Genomic DNA, 24968 nt, shown 5'->3' on the forward strand with positions numbered 1-24968 from the left:
CGCAACGTTTTTTCAATCCAGTTTGATGTTCGCTTCTGCAACAACTTTGGCCCAGCGGCTGCGCTCCTGATTGAAAAACACGTCCTGCTGGGCCGGCGTCATGGTCACCACCTCGGCACCCTGCCCCGCCAGCTTGGCGCGGATGTCCGGACTGCGGATGATCTTGATAAGCTCGGTGTTGAGGCGATTGATGACGGCTGCCGGCGTACCGTTGGCCACCAGCAAACCCTGCCAAGTGCCCGACTCGAAGTTGGCAAGACCCTGCTCCGCCAGCGTCGGCACATTGCCAATGAGCGGCATGCGCGTGCTCTTGGAGACACCCAGGATCTTCAGCTTCCCGCTTTGCACATGCGGCAAGGTGGCCAGCATGCCGTTCATCAACACCTGGGTCTGGCCAGCGATCGTATCGCTGACGGCTTGCGAACCGCCCTTATAAGGGATGTACTGCCACTTCGCCTTGCTCGCCCGCTCGACCGCGACACCAGCCAGGTGCGGCGCGCTGCCCATCGCCGTCACGGCAAAGTTCAGGTCGGACTTGTGCGACAACGTCACCAGTTCCTTCAGGTTGTTGGCAGGCACCGAGGGATGCACCACCAGCAGGTGCGGCGAATATGCCAACATGGTGACGCCGCGCAAGTCCTTGGACGGATCAAATCCCAGCTTGGTGTAGACCGAAGGGCTGATGGCCAGCGCGCCGGTGTCGCACAGCAAAAGCGTGTAGCCGTCGGGTGCGGACTTGGCCACGATGTCGGCGCCCAGGTTGCCGTTGGCGCCAGCCTTGTTGTCCACGATGACCGACTGCTTGAGCGCCTCGGACAGAGGCTGCGCAATGGCGCGCGCGATGATGTCTGAAGAACCGCCGGGTGGGTACGGCACCACCAGACGTATGGGTTTGGACGGCCATGAAGCCTGCGCGCTCACAGCGCCAGTCCCCAAAACCAGTGAAGCAGCAATAAGCTCTCGTCGATTGATCGGCATGTTCGTCTCCGGATGTATGAAAAAGCGGTGTCCTCCACCAGCTGCGCCATGAGCCTCTGTGGGCTCTTCATGCGGGTGAGTTACGCGACTTCGTGGTTGCCCAGAAGTTCAAGCGCGCGCACCAGAGCGGAATGGTCCAGGTCCTGCATGCCGTTGGCGGCGCAGGCCTGCATGAGCTGAGCGGCGCCCGCCGTTTGCGGCAAAGCCAGACCCAGCGTGCGCGCACCACTGAGTGCGAGATTCAAATCCTTCTGGTGCAGGCCGATACGGAAACCAGGCGCAAAGGTGCGCTTGATCATGCGCTCACCATGCACTTCAAGGATGCGCGACGACGCAAAGCCGCCCATCAAAGCTTGACGCACCTTCGCAGGGTCGGCACCGGCCTTGCTGGCAAACAGCAGGGCTTCACCCACGGCCGCAATGTTCAGCGCCACGATGATCTGGTTGGCCACCTTGCAGGTCTGGCCGTCGCCGTTGCCGCCCACCAGGGTGATGTTCTTGCCCATCAGTTCGAACAACGGCTTGACGAGGTCAAACGCTGCCTGCGGGCCGCCCACCATGATGGTCAGGCTGGCAGCCTTGGCGCCGACTTCACCGCCCGACACCGGGGCGTCGAGGTAGTCGCAACCCAGGGCGTTGATTTTCTTGGCGAACTCTTTGGTGTCCATCGGCGAGACGGAACTCATGTCGACCACTGTCTTGCCTTTGGTCAGCACCGAGGCCACTCCGCCATCGCCAAACAGCACGTTCTCCACGTCGGGCGTGTCCGGCAACATCAGGAAAATGATGTCCGCCTGCTTTACGACATCGGCGATGGAATCGCAGGCCTTGCCTTTGCCTGTCAGGAGAGCCGCAGGCACTTTGCTCCGCGTGTTCATGAAAACCTCGTGCCCTGCCGCGATCAGGTGCGCAGCCATCGGCGCGCCCATGATGCCCAGGCCGATAAAACCAAGCTTGCTCATAAAAATGCTCCTTGTTCGTAAAAAATAGGGATGGCCCCGGCCGCGCGGTCCGGGATGACAGAACAGAAAAATCAGGCGAGGTATTTGTCGCGCAGGGCCTGCGTGGCGCCACGGAACACACCGAGGTCGCTGCCGACGCCGACAAAAGTCGCACCCATCTCCATATAGCGGCGTGCGTCGGCTTCCACCGGTGCGAGGATGCCCACCGGTTTCCCGTGCGCCTTGGCGGCGGCAAAAATCTTCACCATGGCGGCCTGCACTTCGGGGTGGCCGGCATTGCCGAGGTGACCCAGGCCGGCGGCCAGGTCGGACGGGCCGACAAACATGCAGTCCACGCCCGGGGTGGCGGCGATCTCGTCAGCAGCGGCCGTGCCGGCGATGCTTTCGATCTGCACCATCACGCAGATGTGGTCGTTGATGGACTTGAGGTAGTCCGGCACCGTGCCGTACTTGTTGCTGCGCTGGGATACTGAGACACCTCGAATGCCCTGGGGCGGATAACGCGTGGCGGCAACGGCGCTGGCGGCCTGCTCGGCGCTTTCGACGAAGGGAATCAGGAAGTTGTAAAAGCCGGCGTCGAGCAAGCGCTTGAGCTCGACCGAGTTGTTGCTGGTGGGGCGCACTACGGGTGCGCTGACACTGTCCTTCAGCGCCATCAGCTGCGGGATATAGGTGGCCATGTCGTTGGGCGAGTGTTCACCGTCGAGCAGGATCCAGTCGAAGCCGGCGACGCCCAACACCTCAGTGGTGATGGCGTTCGATAGCGACGACCAGCAGCCGATAAGTTTTTTGCCGGCCAGCAGGTCGCGCTTGAAGCTGTTGGGAAAGGATTGGTAAGGCGTGGCTTGTGTCATGGTGGTTTGCTGTTGCTCTCTGAAAGGGGTACGGGCCTATTCGGCCTTGATGTTGGCGGCCTTGATGACTTTGGCCCACTTGTCGACCTCGGTTTTCTGGTAAGCGAGCAGCTGCGCAGGCGTCATGCTGGAGGGCTCCATGCCGAACACCTTGAGCTTGGCCTGCACATCGGGCAGGGCCAGCACCTTCATCACTTCGGCGTGCAGACGGTCGACCACGGGCTGCGGTGTGTTCGCGGGCACGAACATGGCCTGCCAGGACACCATGTCGAAGCCTTTCTGGCCGCTCTCGGCGATGGTCGGCACCTCGGGAAAGCCAGGCACGCGCTGGCTGCCGGTGACGGCAATCGGGCGCAGCTTGCCGCTCTGGATGTGGGGGCCCACGATCAGGCTGGTGTCAAACATCATGTCGAGCTGGCCCCCTATCAGGTCCTGCACCGCGGGCGCCGAGCCCTTGTACGGCGCATGCGTGAATTTGACGCCCGACTGGCTGGCCAGCAGTTCCAGCGCCATGTGCGGCGAGGTGCCTATGCCCGGCGAGCCGGAGCTCAGGCCGCCGTTCTTGGCACGGGCGGCTTTCAGCACATCGTCCAGGGTGCGCAGCGGGCTGCTGGCAGGCACCACCAGCAGCAGCGGGCTCACGCCCAGCATGGCGACGGGCGCGAAAGACTTTACCGGGTCGTAGCCGATGGGCGTGCTGTAGAGGCTGACGTTGATCGAGTGTGAGCTGATGGTGCCGCCCAGCAGCGTGTAGCCGTCGGCCGGTGCGCGCGACGCGATGGCCGAACCCACGCTGCCACCGGCGCCGCCCTTGTTGTCGATGACGATGGGCGTGCCCAGCGCGGTGGACAGCGGCTGCGCGATCAGTCGGGCCAGCGTATCTGTGTTGCCGCCTGGCGGAAACGGCACAACATAGGTGATGGCCTTGCCAGTGGGCCAGGCGCCTTGCGCAAATGCGGAGAGGGCCGACAGGCCGCCGGCGGCTGCGGCGATGGCAGTGTGGATCAGGGTACGGCGTTGCATGATGATGTCTCCTTGAGTGTTTTTGAGCGAAAAATCAGGTCACGGGTGCGGGGTTGAACAGCACCAGCGCGTTGTGCAGCTTCCAGTGTTCGGCCCAGGTCTTCTTGCGGCCGCTGGCCACTTCGAGCATGAGGTGGAACATCTCCCAGCCCACGTCTTCGATGCTGGCGTCGCCGTCGGCGATGCGGCCGGCGTTGATGTCCATCAGGTCGTGCCAGCGGCGCGCCAGGTCGCTGCGGGTGGCAACCTTGATCACCGGGCATTCGGCCAGGCCGTAAGGTGTGCCGCGGCCGGTGGTGAACACATGCAAATTCATGCCTGCGGCGAGCTGCAAAGTGCCGCAGATGAAGTCGCTGGCCGGCGTGGCGGTGTAGGTCAGTCCCTTGTGCTTGAGCTTTTCACCGGGCGCCAACACGCCGCTGATAGGCGAGCTGCCGGACTTGACGATGGAGCCCATGGCTTTTTCGACGATGTTGGACAGGCCGCCCTTCTTGTTGCCGGGCGTGGTGTTGGCGCTGCGGTCGACCAGGCCTTTTTGCAGGTAGGCGTCGTACCAGGCCATCTCGCGAATCATGGCCTGTGCCACTTCCGGCGTGGTCGCACGCGAGGTGAGCTGGTCGATGCCGTCGCGGACCTCGGTGGTCTCGGAAAACATCACGCTGGCACCGGCGCGCACCAGCAGGTCGGTGCAAAAACCGACCGCCGGGTTGGCGGTGACGCCGGAGAAGGCATCGCTGCCGCCGCACTGCACACCAACCACCAGTTCGCTGGCGGGCACGGTTTCGCGGCGGCGCGCATCGAGCTTTTCCAGGTGCAGCACGGCCGCCTGCATGATGGAATCGATCATGGACATGAAGCCGACATGGTTCTCGGACTGCAGGCAGACCACATCGAGCGGCGCTTCGGCGTTGACGCCGACGTCGGCCACGCTGCGTTCGTCGACGATCTGGATGGTTCCGGGCGGCATCAGGCGCTCGGGCTGGAGCTTTTCGCAGCCCAGGCTGACCACCATCACCTCGCCGCCGAAGTTGGGGTTCAGGCTGATGTTGCGCAGCGTGCGTATCGGGATGATGGCGTCGGGGGCGTCGATGGCGACACCGCAGCCGTAGGTGTGTTCCAGGCCGACCACGTCGTCGACGTTGGGAAACTTCGGCAACAGTTCGTCCTTGATGCGCCTGACGGCGAAGTCGACCACGCCGGCCACACACTGCACCGTGGTGGTGATGGCAAGGATGTTGCGGGTGCCGACCGAGCCGTCGGCATTGCGGTAGCCCTCGAAGGTGTAGCCCTCCAGCGGAGCCTGCACGGCCGGCTTGACGGTGGCGATCGGCAGGCCCTCGAGGCCACGCGCGTCGGGCATGGCGAGCAGGCGCTCGTGCACCCAGCTGCCGGCGGGAATATCTTTCAGTGCGTAGCCGATGGGAACGCTGTAGCGCAGAACTGCCGTACCCTTGGGCAAGTCAACCAGCGCCACCTTGTGCCCTTGGGGAACCCGCTCGACCAGCGTCAACCCATCGGCAAACACTGCGCCAGCCGGCAGTCCGCCGTCGTTGGCGACGATGGCGACGTTGTCCGCATCGTGCATGCGGATGTACAGCGGTGGACGGGGGGCGAGCGCGTTCATCAGAAGTCCACGATTTCGACCCAGTTCGGGTTCTTGCCGCCAGGCTGGCTCTTGCCCACGCCCGGCAGGCCGGTAACGGGGTCGATGGCATGCAGCGACACGCCGTGCGAGTCCTGGCCGGTGGCGATCAGGAAGCGGCCGGTTGAGTCCACCGCAAAGCCGCGCGGGGTCTTTTCGGTCGGCGTCTGGCCGACGACGGCAATACGGCCCGTGGCAGGGTCGACCTTGAAGGTGGTCAGCGTGCTCGACGTGCGCTCCGAGCCGTAGAGGAACTTTCCGTCCGGCGAAATCTGCAGATCGGCCGCCCAGACCTTGCCGGCAAAGCCCGGCGGCACGACGGTGCTGCGCTGCAGATGGCTCATCGCGCCCCTGCCGGCGTCATAGCTGAACACGTCCACGCCACCGTCCAGTTCGTTGAGCAGATAAACGTATTTTTGCGGCTTGTCCCACACGAAGTGACGCGGGCCGGTTTTAGCCGGGGCGACGTTGATGAGCGCGGGGTCGTTGGCCGAAAGCACACCGGTTGCCGGGTCGAACTTCCAGCTCGAGAGGTTGTCACCGCCCAGGCTGGTGGCGAAAACGTACTTGCCTGAAGCGTCGGAATGGATGGCATGCGCATTGGGCGCGGTTCTCACGATTTGCTGCACCGCACCCACGACGCCGTCGGTGCCTATGCTGTTCACGGTGATCTTGTTGCCACCGTACGAGGCGGCGAACAGCCACTTGCCGGTCGCGTCGAGGTCGATATTGGCCATGCTGTCAGCCAGCGTGGACTCGCCCAGTTTCTTCAAGCCGCCCGTGGCCCCGTCGATGGCGAAAGTCACGACACGAAACGGCTGCGAGCGCAGCGCTACGTAGAGGAATTTTTTGTCACGGCTCACCACCATCGGCATGGCCGTGCCGCCCACGGGCACGCTGGCCACCGGCTTGAGGGCACCCGCCGCGCGGTCCAGCTGCATCACCGAGATGTCCTGGCTGTCGGCATTGGCAACATACACCCAGGTGGCCGCGCTGGCGGCGCCGGAGGCGGCAATCAGACCCACGCCGGCGAGCAGCAGAAACGAAGTGCGCAACGAGGCTGGAATCATGGCAAGTCCTTGTTTCATGGTTGAAGTTGTCCTGCGGATGGGCGCCGTTCAATAGCGGGGTTGCGCGCCGGTGAAGGACGGGTCGTATTTGCGCATTTGCGCCAGGTCGTCGCGGTTGCGGATGCCGCAATTCAGGTAGTTGTCGTGCAGGCGCGCCAAAGCCGTGCGGTCCAGCGTCACACCCAGGCCGGGGGTGGTCGTCACGCGCAGGCTACCGTCCTCGAAGCGCAGGCGGCCGCCCTCCACCACTTCCTCGTCCTGCCAGGGGTAGTGGGTGTCGCAGGCGTAAGTCAGCAGCGGCACGCTGGCGCACAGGTGGGTCATGGCCATCAGGCTGATGCCAAGGTGCGAGTTGCTGTGCATCGACAGGCCCAGGCCAAAAGTGCTGCACAGCCTCGACAGCTGCTGCGTGACGCGCAGGCCGCCCCAGTAGTGGTGGTCACTCAGCACGATCTTCACCGGGCAGCCCATCTCCGCGTTGCGGCGGAACTCGGCGAAATCAGTCACCACCATGTTGGTGGCCAGCGGCACCTCGCAGGCGCGCGCCACGGCCGCCATGCCCTCCAGGCCCGGCGCGGGGTCTTCGTAATACTCCAGCACGCCGCGCAGCTTTTCCACGATCTTCAGGCTGGTCGCCACGCTCCAGTTGGCATTGGGGTCTATGCGCAGCGGCAGGCCGGGGAAAGCCTCTGCCAGCGCCAGCAGGCCCGCAGCCTCCTGATCCGGCTCAAGCGCACCGGCCTTGAGCTTGATGCTTTTAAAACCGTACTGATCGATCATCCGGCGCGCCTGGGCCACCAGTTGGGGTGGTGTGAGCGCTTCACCCCAAGGGTCGGCCGGATATCCGGAAGAAGCAGGCTTGTCGATGTGCTGCGCATACTTGTAGAACAGGTAGGCCGAAAACGGCACGCGGTCGCGCGCCGCACCGCCCAGCAGGTCCACCACCGGTGCGCCGGCCAGTTGCCCCTGCAGGTCCAGCATCGCAACCTCGAAGGCGCTGACGACCTTGGCCACGGTCTTGGACACATGGGTGCCCGGCGCCAGCGACACCTGCTGGCCGAGAAATTCCGATGCGGTCTGCACCGGCGGCGTGACCTGACCGGCAACGCGCGACTCCATCTCGCTGAGAGCCCAGGGCGACAGCCCGACTAGCGTGGGCGCGACCTTGGCCAGCGCCTCGAGCATCGGCAAGTCACCGTAACTTTCGTTGATGCCGACGAGGCCCGAATCGGTTTCCAGCTCGATGATCGAACGCAGCGCCCAGGGTTCGTGGATGCCGGCCGCGTTCAACAGCGGTGGATCACGGAACGCAATGGGCGTGATGCGGATATGCCGGATGGCGTGCGAAGTGCTCATGATGAGAGGATCAGACAAGCCCGTTCATTTCGCGAACATGCCGGGAAGCCACAGCGAGAACGCAGGCACATAGGTCACCAGCATCAAACAAGCCGTCAGTGCGCCATAGAACGGCAGGATCGATTTCATGACCTGCCCCACCGATATCTCCCCGATGGCGCATCCCACGAATTGCGTGACCCCCACTGGTGGCGTGTTCAGGCCGAGCGCGCAGTTGATCAGCATCACGATGCCGAATTGCACGGGATCCATGCCGAACTGTGCCGCGATGGGCAGAAAGATGGGCGTGCAGATCAGGATGGTTGCAGCCATGTCGAGGAATGTGCCGAGGATGAACAGCAATACGTTGATCATCAGGAAGATGACCCATGGCGTGGCGGACACGGAGGTCATCAGCGCACCGGTTTTCTGGGGCACCTCATACAGCGCCATGAAATATCCGAAGGCGGATGAGATGCCGATCAGCAGCAGTACCACGCCGGTTGTTTTGCAGGCCTTCGCGCAGGCTTTCAAGAAGTTTTTCCACGACAGCGAGCGATAAACAAGCACCGTGACGATCAACGCCCATAGCACCGCCGTGGCGGCTGACTCGGTCGCGGTGAAAACGCCGGACAGGATGCCCGCCAGGATGATCACCACAACGAACAGACCAGGCAGGGAGCCCAGGAAGGCCATCAGCACTTCTTTCCAGCCTGTGAACTTGCCGCGGACAGGATAGCCCCGCTTGACGGCGACGTAGTACGCGGCAATCAGGTTGCACAGGGTGAGCAGCATCGCAGGGATGACGCCGGCCAGAATCAGGCTGAACACACTAACCGAAGCAATGCCGGTGGTCGCCAGTGCAAAGATGATCAGGTTGTGCGAGGTTGGCATCAATGCGCCAACAAGTGCCGCGTGCGTTGTGACGTTAACGGCGTAGTCGGCGTCGTAGCCTTCTTTCTTCATCAGCGGGATCATCACCGAGCCCATCGCGGACACATCGGCCAGCGGCGAGCCGGCGACACCGCCGAACAAGGTGCAGCCAATCACGTTGCTCATGCCCAGGCCGCCGCGCACGTGGCCGACCAGACTGTTTGCGAAACGCACGATGCGGTCGGCAATTCCGCCGTACAACATCAGTTCGCCGGCGAACACGAAAAAGGGGATCGCCAGGAACGAAAACACCTGCATGCCGCCGACCATCTTCTGGAAGACGATCGCGATCGGCATGCCCGAATACAGCACAGTGGCCACCGAGGCGAGCCCGATCGAAAAGGCCACCGGCACGCCCAGCACCAGCAGCAGCGCAAAGCTCAATGAGAGAACTGTCAGTTCCATATTTTTCTTTCAATCAGTACCAGGATGGAACGACTTCTTCGTTCCTGAGCAGCGCAACGATGTGCTCGAAGGAGAACATGACGATCAGCACGCCTGCGATCACCAGCGACAGATAGTCGATACCCACGGGCAATTGCAGCATCGGATCAAGCTCGTCCCATTTCATACGGGTCCAGAGCATGCCGCTTTGCACCATGATTCCACCGAATAGCGCGACCAGCAGATGGATCAGAATCTCCAGCTTCAGGCGCATTGACTCGGGCAGCAGCGAGACCAGCGACTCCAGGCCGATGTGGCCGGCATCCCGCACGCCTACGGCCACGCCAAGCGCAGTCACATACAGCACAAGCTGCAGCGCCAGCGCCTCAGCCCAGGTCGGCGTGTCGTTCATGACATAGCGGCCGAACACCTGGATCTGCACCGACACGATGATGCCGGCCAGGCCGAAGATCGCGAGAATCAGGCTGATCTTGCTTAACCAGCCGCACAGGCGTGAATACCAGTGGCGCGCGGGTGGCCGCTCGTGCTCGGGGTCTACACCCAGGGCAACAGAACTGACGGCCGCTGTCGTGGCTGCGGCGGAGGCCGACATTTGGGGGGTTGTCATAAAGTTCCTAGAAAGCAAACGCGAAGCCCAACCGAACGTTCGGCCGGGCTTCGAAAGGTCCGGATTTACTTGTTGTCCTGAACAGCTTTCACCAGGCGCTGCAGATCAGGCGTGGTGATGAACTTGGCATACACCGGGGCCATCGCTGCCTTGAACGATGCCTTGTCCACGTCCTTGACGATGGTGGAACCGGCCTTGACGACGATGTCCAGCGCCTTGGCTTCCTGCTCGTCCCACTTCTGGCGCTGGAACGTCACCGATTCTTTTGCGGCAGCGCGGAACATGGCCTGGTCGGCCGGCGTCATCTTGTCGAAGATCACCTTGGAGATCACCAGCATTTCCGGCGCCATCGAGTGCTCGGTATGCGAGTAGAACTTCACGGCCTCGTAGTGCTTGAAGCCTTCGTACGAGGGGATGTTGTTCTCGGCCGCGTCGATCGTGCCGACCTTCAGCGCGGTGTAGACCTCGCCGGTGGGCATTGGCGTGGCATTGGCGCCCATGGCCTGTACGAGCGCAACCCACAGGTCAGACTGCTGCACACGGATCTTCAAGCCCTTGGCGTCAGCAATGGTCCGCACCGGCTTTTTGGCGTAGATGGAGCGAGCGCCGCTGTCGTAGAACGCCAGGCCCACCAGACCCTGGCTCTCACAGCCCTTCAGGATCTCTTCTCCGATCGGGCCATCCAGCGACTTGCGCATGTGCGCAATCGAGTCGAACAGGAAGGGCATCGTGGGCACCAGACTCTTCGGGCAGATCGAGTTCAGCGAGCTGATGTTGACGCGGTTCATCTCGAGCGCGCCGATCTTGACCTGGTCCAGGGTTTCCTTCTCGGAACCCAGGGCGCTCTTGTTGAAGACCTTGATCGTGTATTTGCCACCGCTTTGCTTGGCGAGGGTTTCGCTCATGTGGCGCACGGCGGCTACCGTGGGGTAGTCGTCGCTGTTGTGTACATCGGCAGAGCGCAGCTCGACGGCTTGCGCGGAAAAAGCCAGCAGGCCGGCGGCCAGGGCAGTGAGTTTCAGGGTTGCTTTCATTGTCTCTTCCTCTAGGTTGGTGGTGGAAAACTCGTTAACTAACTCTTCGGCGTTTTTTTTAAAGCATGCACACAGCTTCAGGCAGCCCGCGCACGCCAGGGCGCAGCGCGAACACACCTCCGGCCAGCGGCTGGTCAGATAAGTCGACACCCTCAGGGCGTATCGACGTCACGAACAGGGTGTCGAGCCCGGCGCCGCCAAAGGCGCACATGGCAGGTTTTTTGACCGGTACAGCCAGCGAGCGGTCCAGCTTGCCGGCAGGCGTGAACCGGTGAATCAGGCCGGCGTCGTTGCCGCAGATCCAGTAGCAACCGTCGGCGTCTACTGCCGCGCCATCAGGGCGGCCGGGTAGCGGGTTCATGTCGACAAAGACGCGCCGGTTGGATGGCGTGCCGGTCTCGGTGTCGTAGTCAAAGGCCCAGATGGTCTGTACCGACGGATGCGAGTCCGACAGGTATATGGTACGGCCGTCGGGGCTGAAGGCCATGCCATTCGGCGTGATGAAGCCGTCCAGGAGTTTTTTCAGTTCGCTATCTTTTTGATAGCTATAGATGCAACCGACGCGTGCGCCGGCGGCCATATTCATCAACATGGTACCGGCGAGAAAGCGCCCCTGCCGGTCGCAACGGCCGTCGTTGAAGCGCATGCCGGGCATGGCATGAGTCACGGCGGCAAGCTGGTCGAAACCAAGCTGGCCATCTGCCTGCGGACTCAGGCGGAACACGCCGCTTTCAGTACCCGCAGCCCAGTCCTGCGTGCCGCCTATCGAAGCAACGCAGGCCAGCATTTCAGGAGCGGCCCATTCAGTGAGAACGCCTTCGGCCACGCCCCAGCGGCACAGCCTGCGCGCCGGAATATCAACCCAATAGAGCGCTTGTTCGGCGGCCTGCCAGACAGGGCTTTCCCCCGTGCCATTGCGCGCATCCAGAATCAGCTCAACGTGAGATTCACTCGTGCTCATCCTGGCCACTCAGTCGCCGAAAGGGCCGGCCACGACAAAGCCACCACCCTGGTACTGGGCGACAGGATCCTTCAGGTCAGGTGCAGGGGTTCGGGCGTAGACGGCCTCGCGAAAGATGTCCGAGCTGTCTTTCGGCACATAACCGATGTGGCGTGCGCGGCTGTTGTCCCACCAGGTGACGGCGTTGTCGGACATGCCAAACACAATGCTGTGGCCCAGCACCGGCGTGGTCAGGCAGGCGGTAATCAAGCGGTGCAGGTCGTCAAAGCTCAGCCAGGTCGCCAGCATGCGGCGGTCTTTGGGCTCGGGGAACGAAGAACCGATGCGCACGCAAGCCGTTTCAATGCCGTAACGGTCAAAGTACAGGCGCGAGAGGTCTTCGCCGAAGGCCTTGGACAGGCCGTATAGACCATCGGGCCGCGGCGGGTGGTCTGCGTTGATGGTCTGGTCCTGGCGGTAAAAACCGGTGACGTGATTGGAGCTGGCAAAGACGATGCGTTTGACGCCGTTCTTGCGCGCGGCCTCATACAAGTTATAGGCGCCCAGGATATTGGCCTGCAGGATGGGGCCAAAAGGCCCTTCCACCGAGACACCGCCCAGATGAACAATCGCATCAACACCCTGAACCATGGTGTGGACGGCAGCGGAATCGGCCAGGTCGGCCAGGATCACCTCCTCGTTGACCGCGGCAGCGCCGAAAGACTGCACGTCGGACAGCCGGAGTACCGAGCAATTGGCTTTAAGGCGCTCGCGCAAGGCCTTGCCCAAGCCACCAGCCGCGCCGGTCAACAAGAGCTTTTCGTGAACTTTGATGGTCATTTTTTACATCTGCGTCCGGTGTGATTGCAAACACTGGACTTTTTTATGAAGTTTGTTAAAGTCAACCCAAGAACATCGCAGTCATAGGTTGTCTGATGACTTGGAATTCTCCAGTTCACCCCCTAGCTTGTCAATGGTTTTTTAATGGACTCAAGGAAAACCCCTAGTCGCTCCGATGCAGGCCTTACGGTTGGCTTTCACGAAGAGCCGTTGCGCATGCGCCGCCCCCGCGGACTGGTGAGTGAGATCGTCGAAAATCTGGCCAACAGCATCCGTTCAGGTCACCTGCAGCCGGGCGAAAAACTGCCCACTGAAGCCGAAATCATGGCCCGTTTTGACGTGAGCCGGACCGTGGTGCGTGAGTCGCTATCCAAGCTCCAGGCCTCAGGACTGGTCGAAACCCGGCACGGCATCGGCACCTTCGTCCTGCAACCGCAGGTCGCCGGCAACTTCAAGATCACCGCCGAGGACTTTGCCACCGTGGCCGATGTGATCTCGGTGCTGGAGCTGCGCATCAGCCTGGAAACCGAAGCCGCCGGCCTTGCCGCCCAGAGGAGAACGCCAGAAAACCTCAAGGCCCTGGAAAATGCATTGCGCGCCTTTCACGACTCCATCAGCCTGGACTCCGACGCCGTGCCACCGGACTTCCAGTTCCATATGGAAGTAGCCCGCGCCACGGGCAACCGGCACTTCGCCGACCTGATGACCTACCTGGGCACCATGATCATTCCGCGCACTCGCGTCAACACGGCGCACAGTGCACCCGAAGGCCGTTTCAACTACCTGCAGCGGGTCAACAGCGAGCACGAGAGCATCTACAACGCCATCCGCAACCAGGATGCGGAGGCCGCACGCGCCGCCATGCGGACGCACTTGTCCAATAGCCGTGAACGGCTTCGCCGGGGCAATAACGCGCATACCATGCAGCCACCCGAAGAGCCTTCCGAACCTCAAGCAACTCGCACTCTGGGTACAAATCTGGTTGCATAAATAATCGGCGAGTTGTACGATAACTGATAAATTTTGTTTATCAACCATCCTACAAGCAAGTCCGGTATGCCCGCTTCAAACGCTCCCGCAACAGCCCCTCACGCCCTTTCCCAAACTCCCCGAATCACTAGTGTGCAGGTGATTCCCGTGGCCGGCCAGGACAGCATGCTGTTAAACCTCAGCGGTGCCCACGGCCCATTTTTTACCCGGAATCTGCTGATCCTGACCGATAGTTCAGGCCGCACCGGCGTAGGTGAAGTACCGGGCGGCGAGAAGATCCGCAACACCCTGGAAGACGCCCGTGAACTGATCGAAGGGCAATCGGTAGGCGCGTGGAACCAGATTCTCAACACCCTGCGCACACGTTTTGCGGACCGCGACAGCGGCGGCCGCGGCAACCAGACCTTCGACCTTCGTGTGGCAATTCATGCCGTCACTGCCGTGGAAAGCGCCCTGCTCGACCTGCTGGGCCAATTCCTGGGCGTACCTGTGGCCGCACTGTTGGGCGAAGGCCAGCAGCGGGATTCGGTGGCCATGCTGGGCTACCTCTTTTATGTGGCCGACCGCAAGCAGACGGACCTGGCTTACGGCAGTGCGCCGGATGCGGAGGACGACTGGCTGCGCCTGCGCCACGAGGCCGCCATGGACGCCGATGGCATCGTGGCATTGGCCGAAGCGGCTTACAAGCGTTACGGCTTCAAGGATTTCAAGCTCAAAGGCGGTGTGCTGCGGGGCGAGGAAGAGATGGAAGCCATCATCGCCCTCTCCGAACGTTTTCCCGATGCGCGCATCACACTGGACCCGAACGGCGGGTGGCTGCTCAAGGATGCCATCCGCATCTGCCAGGGCCGCGGCGATGTGCTGGCCTACGCAGAAGACCCCTGCGGTGCCGAAGGCGTGTTCTCCGGCCGCGAAGTGATGGCAGAGTTTCGCCGGGCCACCGGCCTGCCGACCGCCACCAACATGATCGCCACCGACTGGCGTGAGCTCTCACACACCATTCACCTGCAGTCGGTCGACATCCCGCTGGCCGACCCGCATTTCTGGACGATGCAAGGCTCCGTTCGCGTCGCGCAGGTCTGCCAGACCTGGGGGCTCACATGGGGCTCGCATTCCAACAACCACTTCGACATTTCCCTGGCCATGTTCACCCACGTGGCTGCGGCCGCGCCCGGCAAGGTCACCGCGATTGACACGCACTGGATCTGGCAGGACGGCCAGCGCCTGACCAAGGCACCCCTGCAAATTGTGGACGGCCAGGTCGCAGTGCCGAAAACACCGGGCCTCGGCGTAGAGCTGGACATGGCCGAAGTGGAAAAAGCGCACCAGCTTTATCTCAAGCACGGCCTCGGTGCGCGCGACGATGCTGTGGCCATGCAATATCTGATCCCCGACTGGAAATTCAACAACAAGATGCCCTGCATGGTTCGATAAATCCAGCAGGTCGCCGGAATTTAGAGGATTCCGGAAACCCTGCCATGCCCCTTTGCATAGGGCATCCACCAAGCGCCGGGGGCGGTATACCGCGGCGCCCTTTTCCCACCAACGATACCCACTGAGCCATTACAAATAATCAGGAGACAAGACATGAAACGCAGAACCCTTTGCAGCATTGCGGGTGCGACGCTGCTGGTGCTGGCCGGTACGCTGGGCGCAGGCGCCGCCGCTGCCCAGACCAAGCTCAAATGGGCTCACGTCTACGAGACCTCGGAGACCTTTCACAAGCAAGCGGTCTGGGCTGCCGACGAAATCAGGAAGAAGACCAACGGCCGCTATGTGGTGGAGGTCTTCCCGGCCTCATCCCTGGGCAAGGAAACCGACATCAACCAGGGCCTGACACTGGGCACCGTCGACATCATCTACACCGGCGCGGCTTTTGCCGGGCGTGCACACCCGCCGCTTTCGATCGCCGCCGCGCCTTTTGTGTTTCGCGACTACGCGCACTTCCAGGCATTCCGTAGCGGCCCGGTCTTTCAGGAGCTGGCTCAGGGTTATGCCAGCAAAACCGGCGGCCAGCACATTGCAGGCTACACCTACTACGGCCTGCGCCACATGACTTCCAACAAGGTCATCAGCAAGCCCGAGGACATGAAAGGCCTCAAGCTGCGCGTGCCCGACGCACCACTTTTTGTGATGTTCCCAAGGGCCGTGGGTGCGAACCCAACGCCCATCGCCTTTGCCGAGGTCTACCTGGCGCTGCAAAACGGCACGGTCGATGCACAGGAAAACCCGCTTCCCACCATCGAGGCCAAAAGGTTTTACGAAGTCCAGAAATACATCACCCTGACCGGCCACATCACCGAATCGCTGATCACGGCCGTGTCGGGCTCGGTCTGGTCCAAACTCAGTGAGGCCGACAGGAAAATCTTTGACCAGGTGCTCTGGGAGGCGTCAAGCCGCGCCAGCCAGGACATCGTCGATGCCGAAAACCGCCTGGTCGCCGAGTTCGAGAAGAAAGGCAAAATCGTCAACAAGGTAGACCGCGCGCCTTTTGCCGCAGCGGTCTTGCCTTCGCTGACCGCAGCCGATGCCCCCTGGCCTAAGAGCCTGTACGAGCGCATTCAGGCCATCAAGTAACCGGACGGGAGGCGACAGGCGGCGCAGACCTTACAACCACCTGCTGTCGGCCTTCCTTCCGCTTTCACTTTTACGTCACATGCAGGAGACACCATGAAACGCCGCTCCCTCATCCAGTCCGCGCTTGCGGGCGCTGTACTGTTAACACCGGCGCTGCCTGCGTGGTCCCAAGGCACATGGCCCGCCGGCAAAACCGTCACCATCGTCGTGCCATTTCCCGCGGGTGGCTCCACCGACATGGTGGCGCGCGCGCTGGCGCTGCAATTGCAGGCCAGGCTCGGCGGTACCTTCGTCGTTGACAACCGGCCCGGCGCCACCGGCACCATCGGCACAGGTCAGGTCAAGCGCGCTACGCCTGACGGCTACACGTTGCTGGTGTCTTCGCTGGGCGCTTTTGTCGTTACGCCGCATCTGCTCAAAAGCGTGCCCTACGACGCCACAAAGGACTTCGACTACATCAGCGTGCCGGTGCAGGCGCCGAACGTGCTGGTCGCCAACATCGCGCGGCCCGAGCGTACGGTAGACGACGTGCTGGCACTGCTGCGCAAGACACCGGGCAAGGTGTCGTTTGCAAGCTCGGGCAACGGTTCATCCGATCATCTTTCGGCCGAACTGTTCTGGCAGCAATCAAAAACCGAAGGTGTGCACGTGCCCTACAAAGGTGGCGCGCCGGCGGTCAACGACCTGCTGGGCAACCAGGTGGATTTCTCTTTCCAGAATGTGAACGCCGTGCTGCCGCACATTCGCGCGGGCAAGCTGCGCGCCATCGCCGTCACCGGCGAAAAGCGCTCGCCCGTACTGCCCGATGTTCCCACGCTCGCCGAGGCCGGAGTCAAAGGCGCCGAAGTCTACTCGTGGCAAGGCATGGCAGCGCCCAAAGGGCTGCCTGCCGCCACCAGGAAGATCCTGAGTGACGCGGTGATCGCCGCCATGCAGGATGCGGAAATGAAAAAACGCATGCTTGACCAGGGGCTGGAGATTGTTGCCAGCACGCCGGAAGAATTCACCGCATTCCAGCTGCGCGAGTGGGCGCGCTGGAAGACATTGATTGCCACACGCCGCATCACCGCCGACTGAAGATGGGCGCCACGACAACCTGACCCACAATTTTTATACAAGCTCCAGGAGACAAGACATCATGAAACGCCGTTCCCTCTTCCATTTCGCACTTGCTGGCGCTGCCCTGTCGGCGCTGGGACTTCCTGCCCTCGCACAAGACAAGTGGCCCAGCAAGCCCATCACCTTCATCGTGCCTTTTCCTGCAGGCGGCACCACCGACATCCTGGGCAGGCTGATTGGCCAAAAACTTGGGCCGGTACTCGGCACCACCATCGTGATTGACAACAAAGGCGGTGCTGGCGGTAGCGTCGGCTCGGAAGTCGCGTCCCGCGCACCGGCAGATGGCTACACGATGCTGGGCGGCACCGTCAGCTCGCATGCCATCAATGTGAGCCTTTACCCGAAACTGGGTTACGACCCGATCAAGTCTTTCTCGCCGGTGGCGCTCATCGGCACCAATCCGGTCGTGCTGGTGGTGGGAGCCAACAGCCCTTACAAAACGCTGCAGGACGTGCTGGCCGCAGCGAAGGCCAAACCGAAAACCATTTCTTCCGCATCGGCCGGCAGCGGCACGTCGCAGCATCTCTCGCTGGAACTGCTGGGCTTCAAGTCGGGTACCCAGTTCATCCATGTGCCCTACAAAGGCAGCGGCCCCGCCATCCAGGACGTGATCGGCGGGCAGGTGGACATGATGTTCGACACCACGGTCGTAGCAGGTCCGCATATCCAGAGCGGCAAGGTGCGCGCGCTGGCGGTCACCTCCGCCAAGCGCCTGGAGTCCATGCCGAATGTGCCAACGGTGGCTGAGTCCGTCCCAGGGTTTGAGGTGGCCTCATGGCAAGCCATTTTTGTGCCCACCGGCACCCCCAAGCCCATCATTGACAGGCTGCACGATGAAATCATGAAAATCACCGCGCAGCCCGAGATGCAGGAACGCCTCAAAGGGCTGGGCATGCAACCGTCCAACATGACGATCGAGCAGGTCTCCGCCTTCCAGAAATCCGAGGTCGAGAAATGGGCGCAAGTCATCAAAGCGGCCAACGTCAAGCTTGACTGAACATGCCGTCCGTACCCAGCCCTGCGCGGCTGCGCCTCGCCGTCATCGGTGCAGGGCTGGGCTCTGCACCTCACTTCCGAAGTCTTGAAGACCTGGCCAGCGAAGCAGACGTCGCCTGGGTTTATGCGCGAAACACCGAACGGCTGGCTGCCGTAGAAGTGCCTCGAGGCGCGCGCAGGACCACGCGCCTGAAAGATATTCTGGAAGACGCCAGCGTGACAGCCGTGCTGGTTCTCACGCCGCCCAATACCCATCTGGATCTTGTTCAGCAGGTTGCTCGTGCAGGCAAGCATGTGCTGGTCGAAAAGCCGCTCGAAATTGATTTGAACCGGGCCAATGCATTGGTCGAGGCTTGCGAAACTGCGGGTGTCATGCTGGCGGTGATGCTGCAGCACCGCATGCGTGACGCGGCCCTTGCCGTGGCGGCACTGCTGCGTGACGATGCCATGGGCCCGCTGGTCAGCGCCGCCGCGTCGATCCGGTGGTGGCGGCCGCAAAGTTATTACGATGAGCCCGGACGCGGCACCCTGTCGCGGGACGGCGGCGGCGTGCTGATCACGCAGGCCATTCATACCCTCGACCTGATGCTCAGCTTCATCGGCATGCCGGAGCGCATCACAGGCGTTGCTGGCACCAGCGCAGTGCATCGCATGGAGGGCGAAGACACGGCGGCCGCATTGCTGCACTACAACAATGGTGCAATCGTTGTGGTTCAGGCCACCACTGCAGCCTACCCCGGTTTTCCCGAGCGCATTGAACTCAACTTCACCCAGGGCACCGTGACGCTGGAAGGCGGTGAAATGCAGGCGGTTTTTTCCAGCGGAAAGACGCTGACCGCCGGTGCACGCCAGGCCTCCGGCGGTGGCGCCGATCCCATGGCCTTCGACCATGCCGCTCACCGCGCCGTGCTGCAGGATTTCATTCGCTCTGTCCAGAATGGATGCGCACCCGCCGTGACGGGGCGCTCCGCACTTGGGGTGCAACAGGTGATTGAAGCGATCATGGAATCATCCAGAACAGGCAGCGCTGTAGCACTTCATCCGGCAACACGGATCCCCGTGATGTAGGTAGAAGTGATGCGCCTGGGCCTACCCGGTGCGTTCCTTAAGCCCAATGCGGCACCTGGCACATCAGGGTTTTCCAAGAGAGTTTCAGGCTGTAGTCCAACCGCAGCGGGCATGGGCAGCTATAAAACTCGTAGCAGTCAGCAATTTGCGTTATATTTGGCCCCAAGCTTTCTGCTTAACAACCCCCTGTGACCAAACTGTGACCCGAGGAGATAACCTGATGAGTGCCAAAGAAAATGCAGCGGTAGGCCAATTGCTTGAACTGCTGGAAGCACGCTATGCACTGCGCGTGCTGTGGGCCCTGAAAGACGGCCATCCCCAGACGTTCCGCCTCCTGCAAGACAGCATCGGCAGCATCACTCCCAATACCCTCAATACCCGCATCAAGGAATTGCGCGCAGCCGGCCTGCTTGGCCATGGCAGCGACGGCTACACGGTCACCACGCTGGGCGCCGACCTGCTCAAGCGCTTGAACGACCTGCAGGCGTTTGCCGGCAAATGGGCTGTCAGCCAGACCAAGAAAAAGTAAATTACCCGGCCAGACTGGCCCGAAAAAAAGCGACCTTCAAGGTCGCTTTTTTGTTGCGCTGTTTTACCGATCAACAGTATTCATCCACGCACTTACCGACGCCCTAATCCACCGCAGCGCCGGAACGTTTCACCGCATCACCCCACAGGGTCATGCTGCCGGCAATATGCCTGGCCAGTTCCTCGGGGGTGCCCGGCGCAACCTCGGCACCACGCGACTGCAGCTGTGCGCGCAATTCCGGATCTGCCAGGGCTTTGTGGATCGCTTCGTTCAGGCGATTCACGATGGGCCTGGGGGTGCCGGCGGGAACAAAAATCGCGTCCCACGCGCTCACATCAAATCCGGGCAAGCCCGACTCCGCGATGGTGGGTAGATCCGGCCAGCCCGCCACGCGCGTGGCTGTCGTCACCGCCAATGGTTTGACACGTCCGCTTTTCGCCTGGGGTGCGGCATTCGGCATGACCTCGATCATCATGTCGACCTGCCCGCCCATCAGGTCCGTCATGGCCTGTGCGCCGCCGCGGTAAGGTATGTGCACCACCGCCAGGCCCGCGCGCGATTTGTAGATTTCTCCGGCCAGGTGGGACGTCGTGCCGTTGCCCGCGGAGCCAAAGGTGTATTTTCCCGGATTGGCCTTGAGCAGTTTGGTGAGCTCGGCCATGGAGTTGACTTGCAGCGTGGGCCGCACCACCACCATGGCGGCGATGCGGGTGAGCTGGGTCACGGGCTCGAAGTCGCGAGACGGGTTGAAGCCGGGTGACTTGTAGATCGCGTGGTTGATGGCATGCGTGCCATTGGTTCCGTACAGCAGGGTGTAGCCATCGGCCAGCGCCTTGGCTGCTGTTGCACTGCCCACGTTTCCGCCGGCGCCGCCCAGGTTTTCCACCACGACGGGCTGGCCCAGTTCCTTCGCTGCCCGCTGCATGACCAGCCGGGCCAGCGTGTCACCACCACCGCCCGCAGGAAAAGGAACGATCAGCTTGATGGGCTTGCTGGGATAACTTGCAGCCGGCTGGGCGTGCGCAACGCACAAGCCTGTGAAGACAAGCACCAGCGAAGTAGCATAAGCCGCTGCCAGCCGCGTTGCCGTTCGGGCAAGCCGTCGCAAGGAATGGAGGCGAAGTAGATTCATGGTGTCTCCTGGGGGCTATTGGCCGCAACGCTGGCGGCAGGTTGATGTTCATGCTTGTTCATGCGCCATCCAGCTCAAAATTCTTAGTCATCTTATTTTATTGCACGCAATAGATGCTTGATTAACCTTATAAACCCTAATAAATTGAAATACTGCATGCAATAATCCTTTCGCTCAGCCAACCGCTATCAACCCCTGCCGTTTATGTCTTCCCAGATTGACTACACCACGCAAACATTGAGGCAAAGAATCCTCAGCGGCCAGGCGGCCCCGGGCGAACGCATGGTGGAGCTTGAGCTGTCCGCCCAATTGGCGGTTTCGCGCACACCAATCCGTATTGCGCTCGGCGAGCTGGAAAAGGAAGGCTTGCTGGAACGCCTGCCGACACGCGGCTTTCGCGTCAGGCAGTTCAGCGTTGACGAAATCGCCAATGCAGTCGACGTGCGGGGCGTGCTGGAAGGCATGGCAGCCAGGCAGGCCGCCGAGCGCGGCATCACGCCCGAAACCCGGGAGGCCCTGCAGGCCTGCGTCGAAGAAGGCAGGCTGCTGCTGGAGCAAGCGCAGGCTGCCGGCCATGTGATTGACGCGGCACACTGGGTCCCCATGAACGCGCGCTTTCACGACGCGCTGGTGCGCGCCGCCGGCAACAGCACACTCGCCTCCGCACTGGCCCACGTCAGCAAAACACCGATGGCCGGCGCCGGTGCGCTCAGCCTGAACGGCGCCCTGCCCCTGCTCGAATACGGGTTCATCCAGCGCGCACAAACCGACCATGAAGACGTGCTGGCCGCACTGCTGGCCGGGGAAGGGGCGCGTGCCGAAGCCCTGATGCGCGAACATGCCCACCGCAGCCGTGACAACAAGCGCGAACTCATGATGCGCATGCAGAAACCGGCAGTGCCTTGAAGCGGTTTTTGCCGTCTGCACCTGAAATCTCGACGATTTAGCCTTTCAGCCCAATAAAAATGTGCCCCGGTAGCTATCAATAACATAGCACAGGCCTGCAAGCCGGCACCATCCCGTAGACAGCCAGAACCAGCCTTGCCGGCCGGGGAACGGGTGGCAAGCCACTACAATTCAGGCCACGAACCAGTTTCTACAGCTGGGGCACATCGGGCCGCACAGGAACGACAGAGCCCTGGACACCCAGGCCGCGCACCCCGCAGCCAAACTATCTGAACCAAAAACGAAGCCCCTGTCTTGAAAAGGGCTTTGCCATCCCCAGCTGGAAACATTACCAGCTTCAACCCTGTTTTCGAGCATGTCTGACAATACACAACCCGAACAAAATCAACCACTTAGCGGTGAGCCCAGCCCTGAAGAACTGGAAGCGGCGCAGGCCGCCAACGAGTTTGACGCGCTGACGGTCGCGCAAGCCGAAGTCGCCACGCTGCAGGCCAAGAACACCGAGCTGGCCGACAGCTACCTGCGCGCCAAGGCCGAGACCGAAAACGCCCGCCGCCGTGCAGACGAAGAAGTCGCCAAGGCCCGTAAATTTGCCCTGGAAAGCTTTGCCGAAAGCCTGCTGCCTGTGGCAGACAGCCTGGAAGCCGGGCTGGCGATCAAGGACGTCACGCCTGAGCAGATCCGTGAAGGCGCCGAAGCCACGCTCAAGCAGCTGAAAAGTGCACTTGAGCGCAACAAGGTGGTCGCCATCGACCCGGCTCCTGGCACCAAATTCGATCCGACCCAGCACCAGGCTATCAGCATGGTGCCCGCCGACCAGGAAGCCAACACCGTGGTCAACGTGCTGCAAAAGGGCTACTTGATCGCCGAGCGCGTGCTGCGCCCCGCCCTCGTCACGGTGGCCGCCCCCAAGTAAAAACCGCTTAAAAAACTTGTTGAACCCCTTGAAGCCACACAGCTTACCCACAAGTTATCAACATAGTTAATCCACACAGCGGCTGCGGCCTCAAACGCCCCGGCCACCCCACCCTCAATCTTTAACGAATCAAAAAAGCAGGAGTAAATCATCATGGGAAGAATCATCGGCATTGACCTCGGCACCACCAACAGCTGCGTGTCCGTCATGGAGGGCAATACGCCCCGCGTGATCGAAAACTCGGAAGGCGTGCGCACCACCCCTTCCATCGTCGCCTACCAGGAAGACGGTGAAGTGCTGGTCGGCGCATCGGCCAAGCGCCAGGCCGTGACCAACCCCAAGAACACCCTGTACGCCGTCAAGCGTTTGATCGGCCGCAAGTTCAGCGAAAAAGAAGTCCAGAAGGACATCGCGCTGATGCCTTACGCCATCGTGGCCGCCGACAACGGCGACGCCTGGGTGGAAGTGCGCGGCAAGAAGCTGTCGGCCCAGCAAGTGTCTGCCGACATCCTGCGCAAGATGAAAAAAACTGCCGAAGACTATCTCGGCGAGCCCGTTACCGAGGCCGTGATCACCGTGCCTGCGTACTTCAACGACGCACAGCGCCAGGCCACCAAAGACGCCGGCCGCATTGCCGGCCTTGAAGTCAAGCGGATCATCAACGAACCCACCGCAGCGGCTCTCGCCTTCGGCCTGGACAAGCAGGAAAAGGGCGACCGCAAGATCGCCGTGTATGACCTGGGCGGCGGCACCTTCGACATCTCCATCATCGAGATCGCCGATGTCGACGGTGAGAAGCAGTTTGAAGTGCTGTCCACCAACGGCGACACCTTCCTGGGCGGCGAAGACTTCGACCAGCGCGTCATCGACTACATCGTGGCCGAGTTCAAGAAAGACAGCGGCATCGACCTGTCCAAAGATGTCGTGGCCCTGCAGCGCCTGAAAGACTCGGCAGAAAAGGCCAAGATCGAACTGTCCAACAGCCCGGCCACCGAAGTCAACATTCCCTACATTGCACACGATCCCGCCACCGGCCCCAAGCATTTGCTGGTCAAGCTGACCCGCGCCAAGCTCGAAAGCCTGGTTGACGAACTGATCGAGCGCACGATTGCACCTTGCCGCATCGCCATGAAGGACGCTGGCGTCAGCGCGGCCGACATCCATGACGTGATTCTGGTCGGCGGCCAGACCCGCATGCCCAAGGTGCAGGAAAAAGTCAAAGAGCTCTTCGGCAAGGAACCCCGCAAGGACGTGAACCCTGACGAAGCCGTTGCCGTGGGCGCCGCGATTCAAGGCCAGGTGCTCTCAGGCGACCGCACCGACGTGCTGCTGCTCGACGTGACTCCGCTGTCCCTCGGTATCGAAACCATGGGCGGCGTGATGACCAAGATGATCAAGAAGAACACGACCATCCCGACCAAGTTCGCACAGACCTTCTCGACCGCTGAAGACAACCAGCCGGCCGTGACGATCAAGGTGTTCCAGGGCGAGCGCGAAATCGCCTCGGGCAACAAGGCGCTGGGCGAGTTCAACCTTGAAGGCATTCCGCCGGCAGCGCGCGGCACGCCGCAAATTGAAGTGTCTTTTGACATCGACGCCAACGGCATCCTGCACGTCGGAGCCAAAGACAAGGGCACCGGCAAGGAAAACAAGATCACCATCAAGGCCAATTCCGGTTTGTCTGAGGCCGAAATTCAGCAGATGGTGAAAGACGCCGAGCTGAACGCCGAAGAAGACAAGAAAAAAGTCGAGTTCGTTACCGCCAAGAACAACGCCGAGGCCATGGTGCACAGCGTGAAGAAATCTCTCGGCGAGTACGGCGACAAGCTCGAAGCCGGCGAGAAGGAAAAGATTGAAGCCGCCATCAAGGACATGGAAGAAGCGCTCACTGGCGACGACAAGGCCGCCATCGACGCCAAGAACACGGCCCTGATGGAAGCCAGCCAGAAGCTCGGCGAAAAAATGTACGCCGACATGCAGGCATCGCAGGCGGCAGCCGGTGGTGACGCAGGCGCAGCGGGCGCAGCGCAGGCAGAAGCCAAGCCGGCAGACGACAATGTCGTGGACGCCGAGGTCAAGGAAGTCAAAAAGGGCTAAACGCTTTTTACAAAG

The 24968-nt window shown here is 61.7% G+C and carries 23 protein-coding genes; 10 read left to right on the forward strand and 13 right to left on the reverse strand.

What is annotated here, in order from left to right:
- Positions 1-12: 12 nt before the first annotated feature.
- From AC1D11_RS02235 to AC1D11_RS02290, 12 genes are all read right to left on the reverse strand, one after another.
- Positions 13-978 carry a Bug family tripartite tricarboxylate transporter substrate binding protein gene (locus AC1D11_RS02235; protein ID WP_477649435.1) on the reverse strand — a complete coding sequence of 322 codons (966 nt, stop codon included), beginning with the start codon at positions 976-978 and terminating at the stop codon, positions 13-15.
- 80 nt (positions 979-1058) lie between these two features.
- Positions 1059-1940, reverse strand: a complete 882-nt coding sequence (locus AC1D11_RS02240) for a 2-hydroxy-3-oxopropionate reductase (protein ID WP_477649436.1) — start codon at positions 1938-1940, stop codon at positions 1059-1061.
- 71 nt (positions 1941-2011) lie between these two features.
- A complete protein-coding gene (gene garL, locus AC1D11_RS02245) occupies positions 2012-2794 on the reverse strand; it encodes a 2-dehydro-3-deoxyglucarate aldolase (RefSeq protein ID WP_477650877.1) in 783 nt (260 codons plus the stop codon).
- A gap of 36 nt (positions 2795-2830) precedes the next feature.
- Positions 2831-3817: a Bug family tripartite tricarboxylate transporter substrate binding protein gene (locus tag AC1D11_RS02250; protein WP_477646762.1), complete on the reverse strand. Its 987-nt coding sequence runs from the start codon at positions 3815-3817 to the stop codon at positions 2831-2833.
- Between the two features lie 34 nt (positions 3818-3851).
- A complete protein-coding gene (gene garD, locus AC1D11_RS02255; RefSeq protein WP_477646763.1) occupies positions 3852-5441 on the reverse strand; it encodes a galactarate dehydratase in 1590 nt (529 codons plus the stop codon).
- Positions 5441-6547 carry a lactonase family protein gene (locus AC1D11_RS02260; RefSeq protein WP_477646764.1) on the reverse strand — a complete coding sequence of 369 codons (1107 nt, stop codon included), beginning with the start codon at positions 6545-6547 and terminating at the stop codon, positions 5441-5443. The genes garD and AC1D11_RS02260 overlap by 1 nt, the downstream gene beginning before the upstream one ends.
- Before the next feature lie 30 nt (positions 6548-6577).
- Positions 6578-7885 (reverse strand): glucarate dehydratase family protein, encoded by a 1308-nt coding sequence (locus tag AC1D11_RS02265; RefSeq protein ID WP_477646765.1) that lies wholly within the window; start codon positions 7883-7885, stop codon positions 6578-6580.
- Positions 7886-7909: 24 nt separating this feature from the next.
- On the reverse strand, positions 7910-9202 hold the full coding sequence (locus AC1D11_RS02270; protein ID WP_477646766.1) for a TRAP transporter large permease: 1293 nt from the start codon (positions 9200-9202) through the stop codon (positions 7910-7912).
- Positions 9203-9215: 13 nt separating this feature from the next.
- Positions 9216-9809, reverse strand: a complete 594-nt coding sequence (locus AC1D11_RS02275; protein WP_477646767.1) for a TRAP transporter small permease — start codon at positions 9807-9809, stop codon at positions 9216-9218.
- 65 nt (positions 9810-9874) lie between these two features.
- Entirely contained in the window at positions 9875-10843 is a 969-nt protein-coding gene (locus AC1D11_RS02280; protein WP_477646768.1) for a TRAP transporter substrate-binding protein, read from the reverse strand.
- Positions 10844-10901: 58 nt separating this feature from the next.
- Entirely contained in the window at positions 10902-11804 is a 903-nt protein-coding gene (locus AC1D11_RS02285; RefSeq protein WP_477646769.1) for an SMP-30/gluconolactonase/LRE family protein, read from the reverse strand.
- 9 nt (positions 11805-11813) lie between these two features.
- Positions 11814-12623, reverse strand: coding sequence for an NAD-dependent epimerase/dehydratase family protein (locus tag AC1D11_RS02290; RefSeq protein WP_477646770.1), 810 nt, complete (start codon positions 12621-12623; stop codon positions 11814-11816).
- A 216-nt stretch (positions 12624-12839) separates the two neighbouring features.
- Here AC1D11_RS02290 and AC1D11_RS02295 point away from each other — a divergent pair, with 216 nt between their 5' ends.
- From AC1D11_RS02295 to AC1D11_RS02325, 7 genes are all read left to right on the forward strand, one after another.
- On the forward strand, positions 12840-13613 hold the full coding sequence (locus tag AC1D11_RS02295; RefSeq protein ID WP_477646771.1) for a FadR/GntR family transcriptional regulator: 774 nt from the start codon (positions 12840-12842) through the stop codon (positions 13611-13613).
- Between the two features lie 66 nt (positions 13614-13679).
- Entirely contained in the window at positions 13680-15047 is a 1368-nt protein-coding gene (gene gudD, locus AC1D11_RS02300; RefSeq protein WP_477646772.1) for a glucarate dehydratase, read from the forward strand.
- Between the two features lie 153 nt (positions 15048-15200).
- Positions 15201-16190 carry a sialic acid TRAP transporter substrate-binding protein SiaP gene (locus tag AC1D11_RS02305; RefSeq protein WP_477646773.1) on the forward strand — a complete coding sequence of 330 codons (990 nt, stop codon included), beginning with the start codon at positions 15201-15203 and terminating at the stop codon, positions 16188-16190.
- A gap of 93 nt (positions 16191-16283) precedes the next feature.
- On the forward strand, positions 16284-17267 hold the full coding sequence (locus AC1D11_RS02310; protein WP_477646774.1) for a Bug family tripartite tricarboxylate transporter substrate binding protein: 984 nt from the start codon (positions 16284-16286) through the stop codon (positions 17265-17267).
- A 61-nt stretch (positions 17268-17328) separates the two neighbouring features.
- Positions 17329-18306 carry a Bug family tripartite tricarboxylate transporter substrate binding protein gene (locus AC1D11_RS02315; RefSeq protein ID WP_477646775.1) on the forward strand — a complete coding sequence of 326 codons (978 nt, stop codon included), beginning with the start codon at positions 17329-17331 and terminating at the stop codon, positions 18304-18306.
- Between the two features lie 2 nt (positions 18307-18308).
- On the forward strand, positions 18309-19373 hold the full coding sequence (locus AC1D11_RS02320; RefSeq protein WP_477646776.1) for a Gfo/Idh/MocA family protein: 1065 nt from the start codon (positions 18309-18311) through the stop codon (positions 19371-19373).
- 220 nt (positions 19374-19593) lie between these two features.
- Entirely contained in the window at positions 19594-19902 is a 309-nt protein-coding gene (locus AC1D11_RS02325) for a winged helix-turn-helix transcriptional regulator (protein WP_457278868.1), read from the forward strand.
- A 103-nt stretch (positions 19903-20005) separates the two neighbouring features.
- On the opposite strand, the gene AC1D11_RS02330 is transcribed toward AC1D11_RS02325, so the two are convergent.
- Positions 20006-21034: a Bug family tripartite tricarboxylate transporter substrate binding protein gene (locus tag AC1D11_RS02330; RefSeq protein ID WP_477646777.1), complete on the reverse strand. Its 1029-nt coding sequence runs from the start codon at positions 21032-21034 to the stop codon at positions 20006-20008.
- A 204-nt stretch (positions 21035-21238) separates the two neighbouring features.
- On the opposite strand from AC1D11_RS02330, the gene AC1D11_RS02335 reads away from it, so the two are divergent.
- From AC1D11_RS02335 to dnaK, 3 genes are all read left to right on the forward strand, one after another.
- Entirely contained in the window at positions 21239-21940 is a 702-nt protein-coding gene (locus AC1D11_RS02335) for a GntR family transcriptional regulator (protein ID WP_477646778.1), read from the forward strand.
- Between the two features lie 355 nt (positions 21941-22295).
- A complete protein-coding gene (gene grpE, locus AC1D11_RS02340) occupies positions 22296-22856 on the forward strand; it encodes a nucleotide exchange factor GrpE (RefSeq protein WP_477646779.1) in 561 nt (186 codons plus the stop codon).
- Between the two features lie 153 nt (positions 22857-23009).
- On the forward strand, positions 23010-24953 hold the full coding sequence (gene dnaK / locus AC1D11_RS02345) for a molecular chaperone DnaK (RefSeq protein ID WP_477646780.1): 1944 nt from the start codon (positions 23010-23012) through the stop codon (positions 24951-24953).
- The last annotated feature ends 15 nt before the right edge of the window (positions 24954-24968 follow it).

Source organism: Polaromonas sp. P1_E11 (assembly GCF_056405995.1).

Bases quoted from the DNA above. Each gene is read 5' to 3' on its own strand.
- AC1D11_RS02235 (WP_477649435.1), bottom strand. From the start codon at position 978: ATGCCGATCAATCGACGAGAGCTTATTGCTGCTTCACTGGTTTTGGGG.
- AC1D11_RS02240 (WP_477649436.1), bottom strand. From the start codon at position 1,940: ATGAGCAAGCTTGGTTTTATCGGCCTGGGCATCATGGGCGCGCCGATG.
- garL (WP_477650877.1), bottom strand. From the start codon at position 2,794: ATGACACAAGCCACGCCTTACCAATCCTTTCCCAACAGCTTCAAGCGC.
- AC1D11_RS02250 (WP_477646762.1), bottom strand. From the start codon at position 3,817: ATGCAACGCCGTACCCTGATCCACACTGCCATCGCCGCAGCCGCCGGC.
- garD (WP_477646763.1), bottom strand. From the start codon at position 5,441: ATGAACGCGCTCGCCCCCCGTCCACCGCTGTACATCCGCATGCACGAT.
- AC1D11_RS02260 (WP_477646764.1), bottom strand. From the start codon at position 6,547: ATGAAACAAGGACTTGCCATGATTCCAGCCTCGTTGCGCACTTCGTTT.
- AC1D11_RS02265 (WP_477646765.1), bottom strand. From the start codon at position 7,885: ATGAGCACTTCGCACGCCATCCGGCATATCCGCATCACGCCCATTGCG.
- AC1D11_RS02270 (WP_477646766.1), bottom strand. From the start codon at position 9,202: ATGGAACTGACAGTTCTCTCATTGAGCTTTGCGCTGCTGCTGGTGCTG.
- AC1D11_RS02275 (WP_477646767.1), bottom strand. From the start codon at position 9,809: ATGACAACCCCCCAAATGTCGGCCTCCGCCGCAGCCACGACAGCGGCC.
- AC1D11_RS02280 (WP_477646768.1), bottom strand. From the start codon at position 10,843: ATGAAAGCAACCCTGAAACTCACTGCCCTGGCCGCCGGCCTGCTGGCT.
- AC1D11_RS02285 (WP_477646769.1), bottom strand. From the start codon at position 11,804: ATGAGCACGAGTGAATCTCACGTTGAGCTGATTCTGGATGCGCGCAAT.
- AC1D11_RS02290 (WP_477646770.1), bottom strand. From the start codon at position 12,623: ATGACCATCAAAGTTCACGAAAAGCTCTTGTTGACCGGCGCGGCTGGT.
- AC1D11_RS02295 (WP_477646771.1), top strand. From the start codon at position 12,840: ATGCGCCGCCCCCGCGGACTGGTGAGTGAGATCGTCGAAAATCTGGCC.
- gudD (WP_477646772.1), top strand. From the start codon at position 13,680: ATGCCCGCTTCAAACGCTCCCGCAACAGCCCCTCACGCCCTTTCCCAA.
- AC1D11_RS02305 (WP_477646773.1), top strand. From the start codon at position 15,201: ATGAAACGCAGAACCCTTTGCAGCATTGCGGGTGCGACGCTGCTGGTG.
- AC1D11_RS02310 (WP_477646774.1), top strand. From the start codon at position 16,284: ATGAAACGCCGCTCCCTCATCCAGTCCGCGCTTGCGGGCGCTGTACTG.
- AC1D11_RS02315 (WP_477646775.1), top strand. From the start codon at position 17,329: ATGAAACGCCGTTCCCTCTTCCATTTCGCACTTGCTGGCGCTGCCCTG.
- AC1D11_RS02320 (WP_477646776.1), top strand. From the start codon at position 18,309: ATGCCGTCCGTACCCAGCCCTGCGCGGCTGCGCCTCGCCGTCATCGGT.
- AC1D11_RS02325 (WP_457278868.1), top strand. From the start codon at position 19,594: ATGAGTGCCAAAGAAAATGCAGCGGTAGGCCAATTGCTTGAACTGCTG.
- AC1D11_RS02330 (WP_477646777.1), bottom strand. From the start codon at position 21,034: ATGAATCTACTTCGCCTCCATTCCTTGCGACGGCTTGCCCGAACGGCA.
- AC1D11_RS02335 (WP_477646778.1), top strand. From the start codon at position 21,239: ATGTCTTCCCAGATTGACTACACCACGCAAACATTGAGGCAAAGAATC.
- grpE (WP_477646779.1), top strand. From the start codon at position 22,296: ATGTCTGACAATACACAACCCGAACAAAATCAACCACTTAGCGGTGAG.
- dnaK (WP_477646780.1), top strand. From the start codon at position 23,010: ATGGGAAGAATCATCGGCATTGACCTCGGCACCACCAACAGCTGCGTG.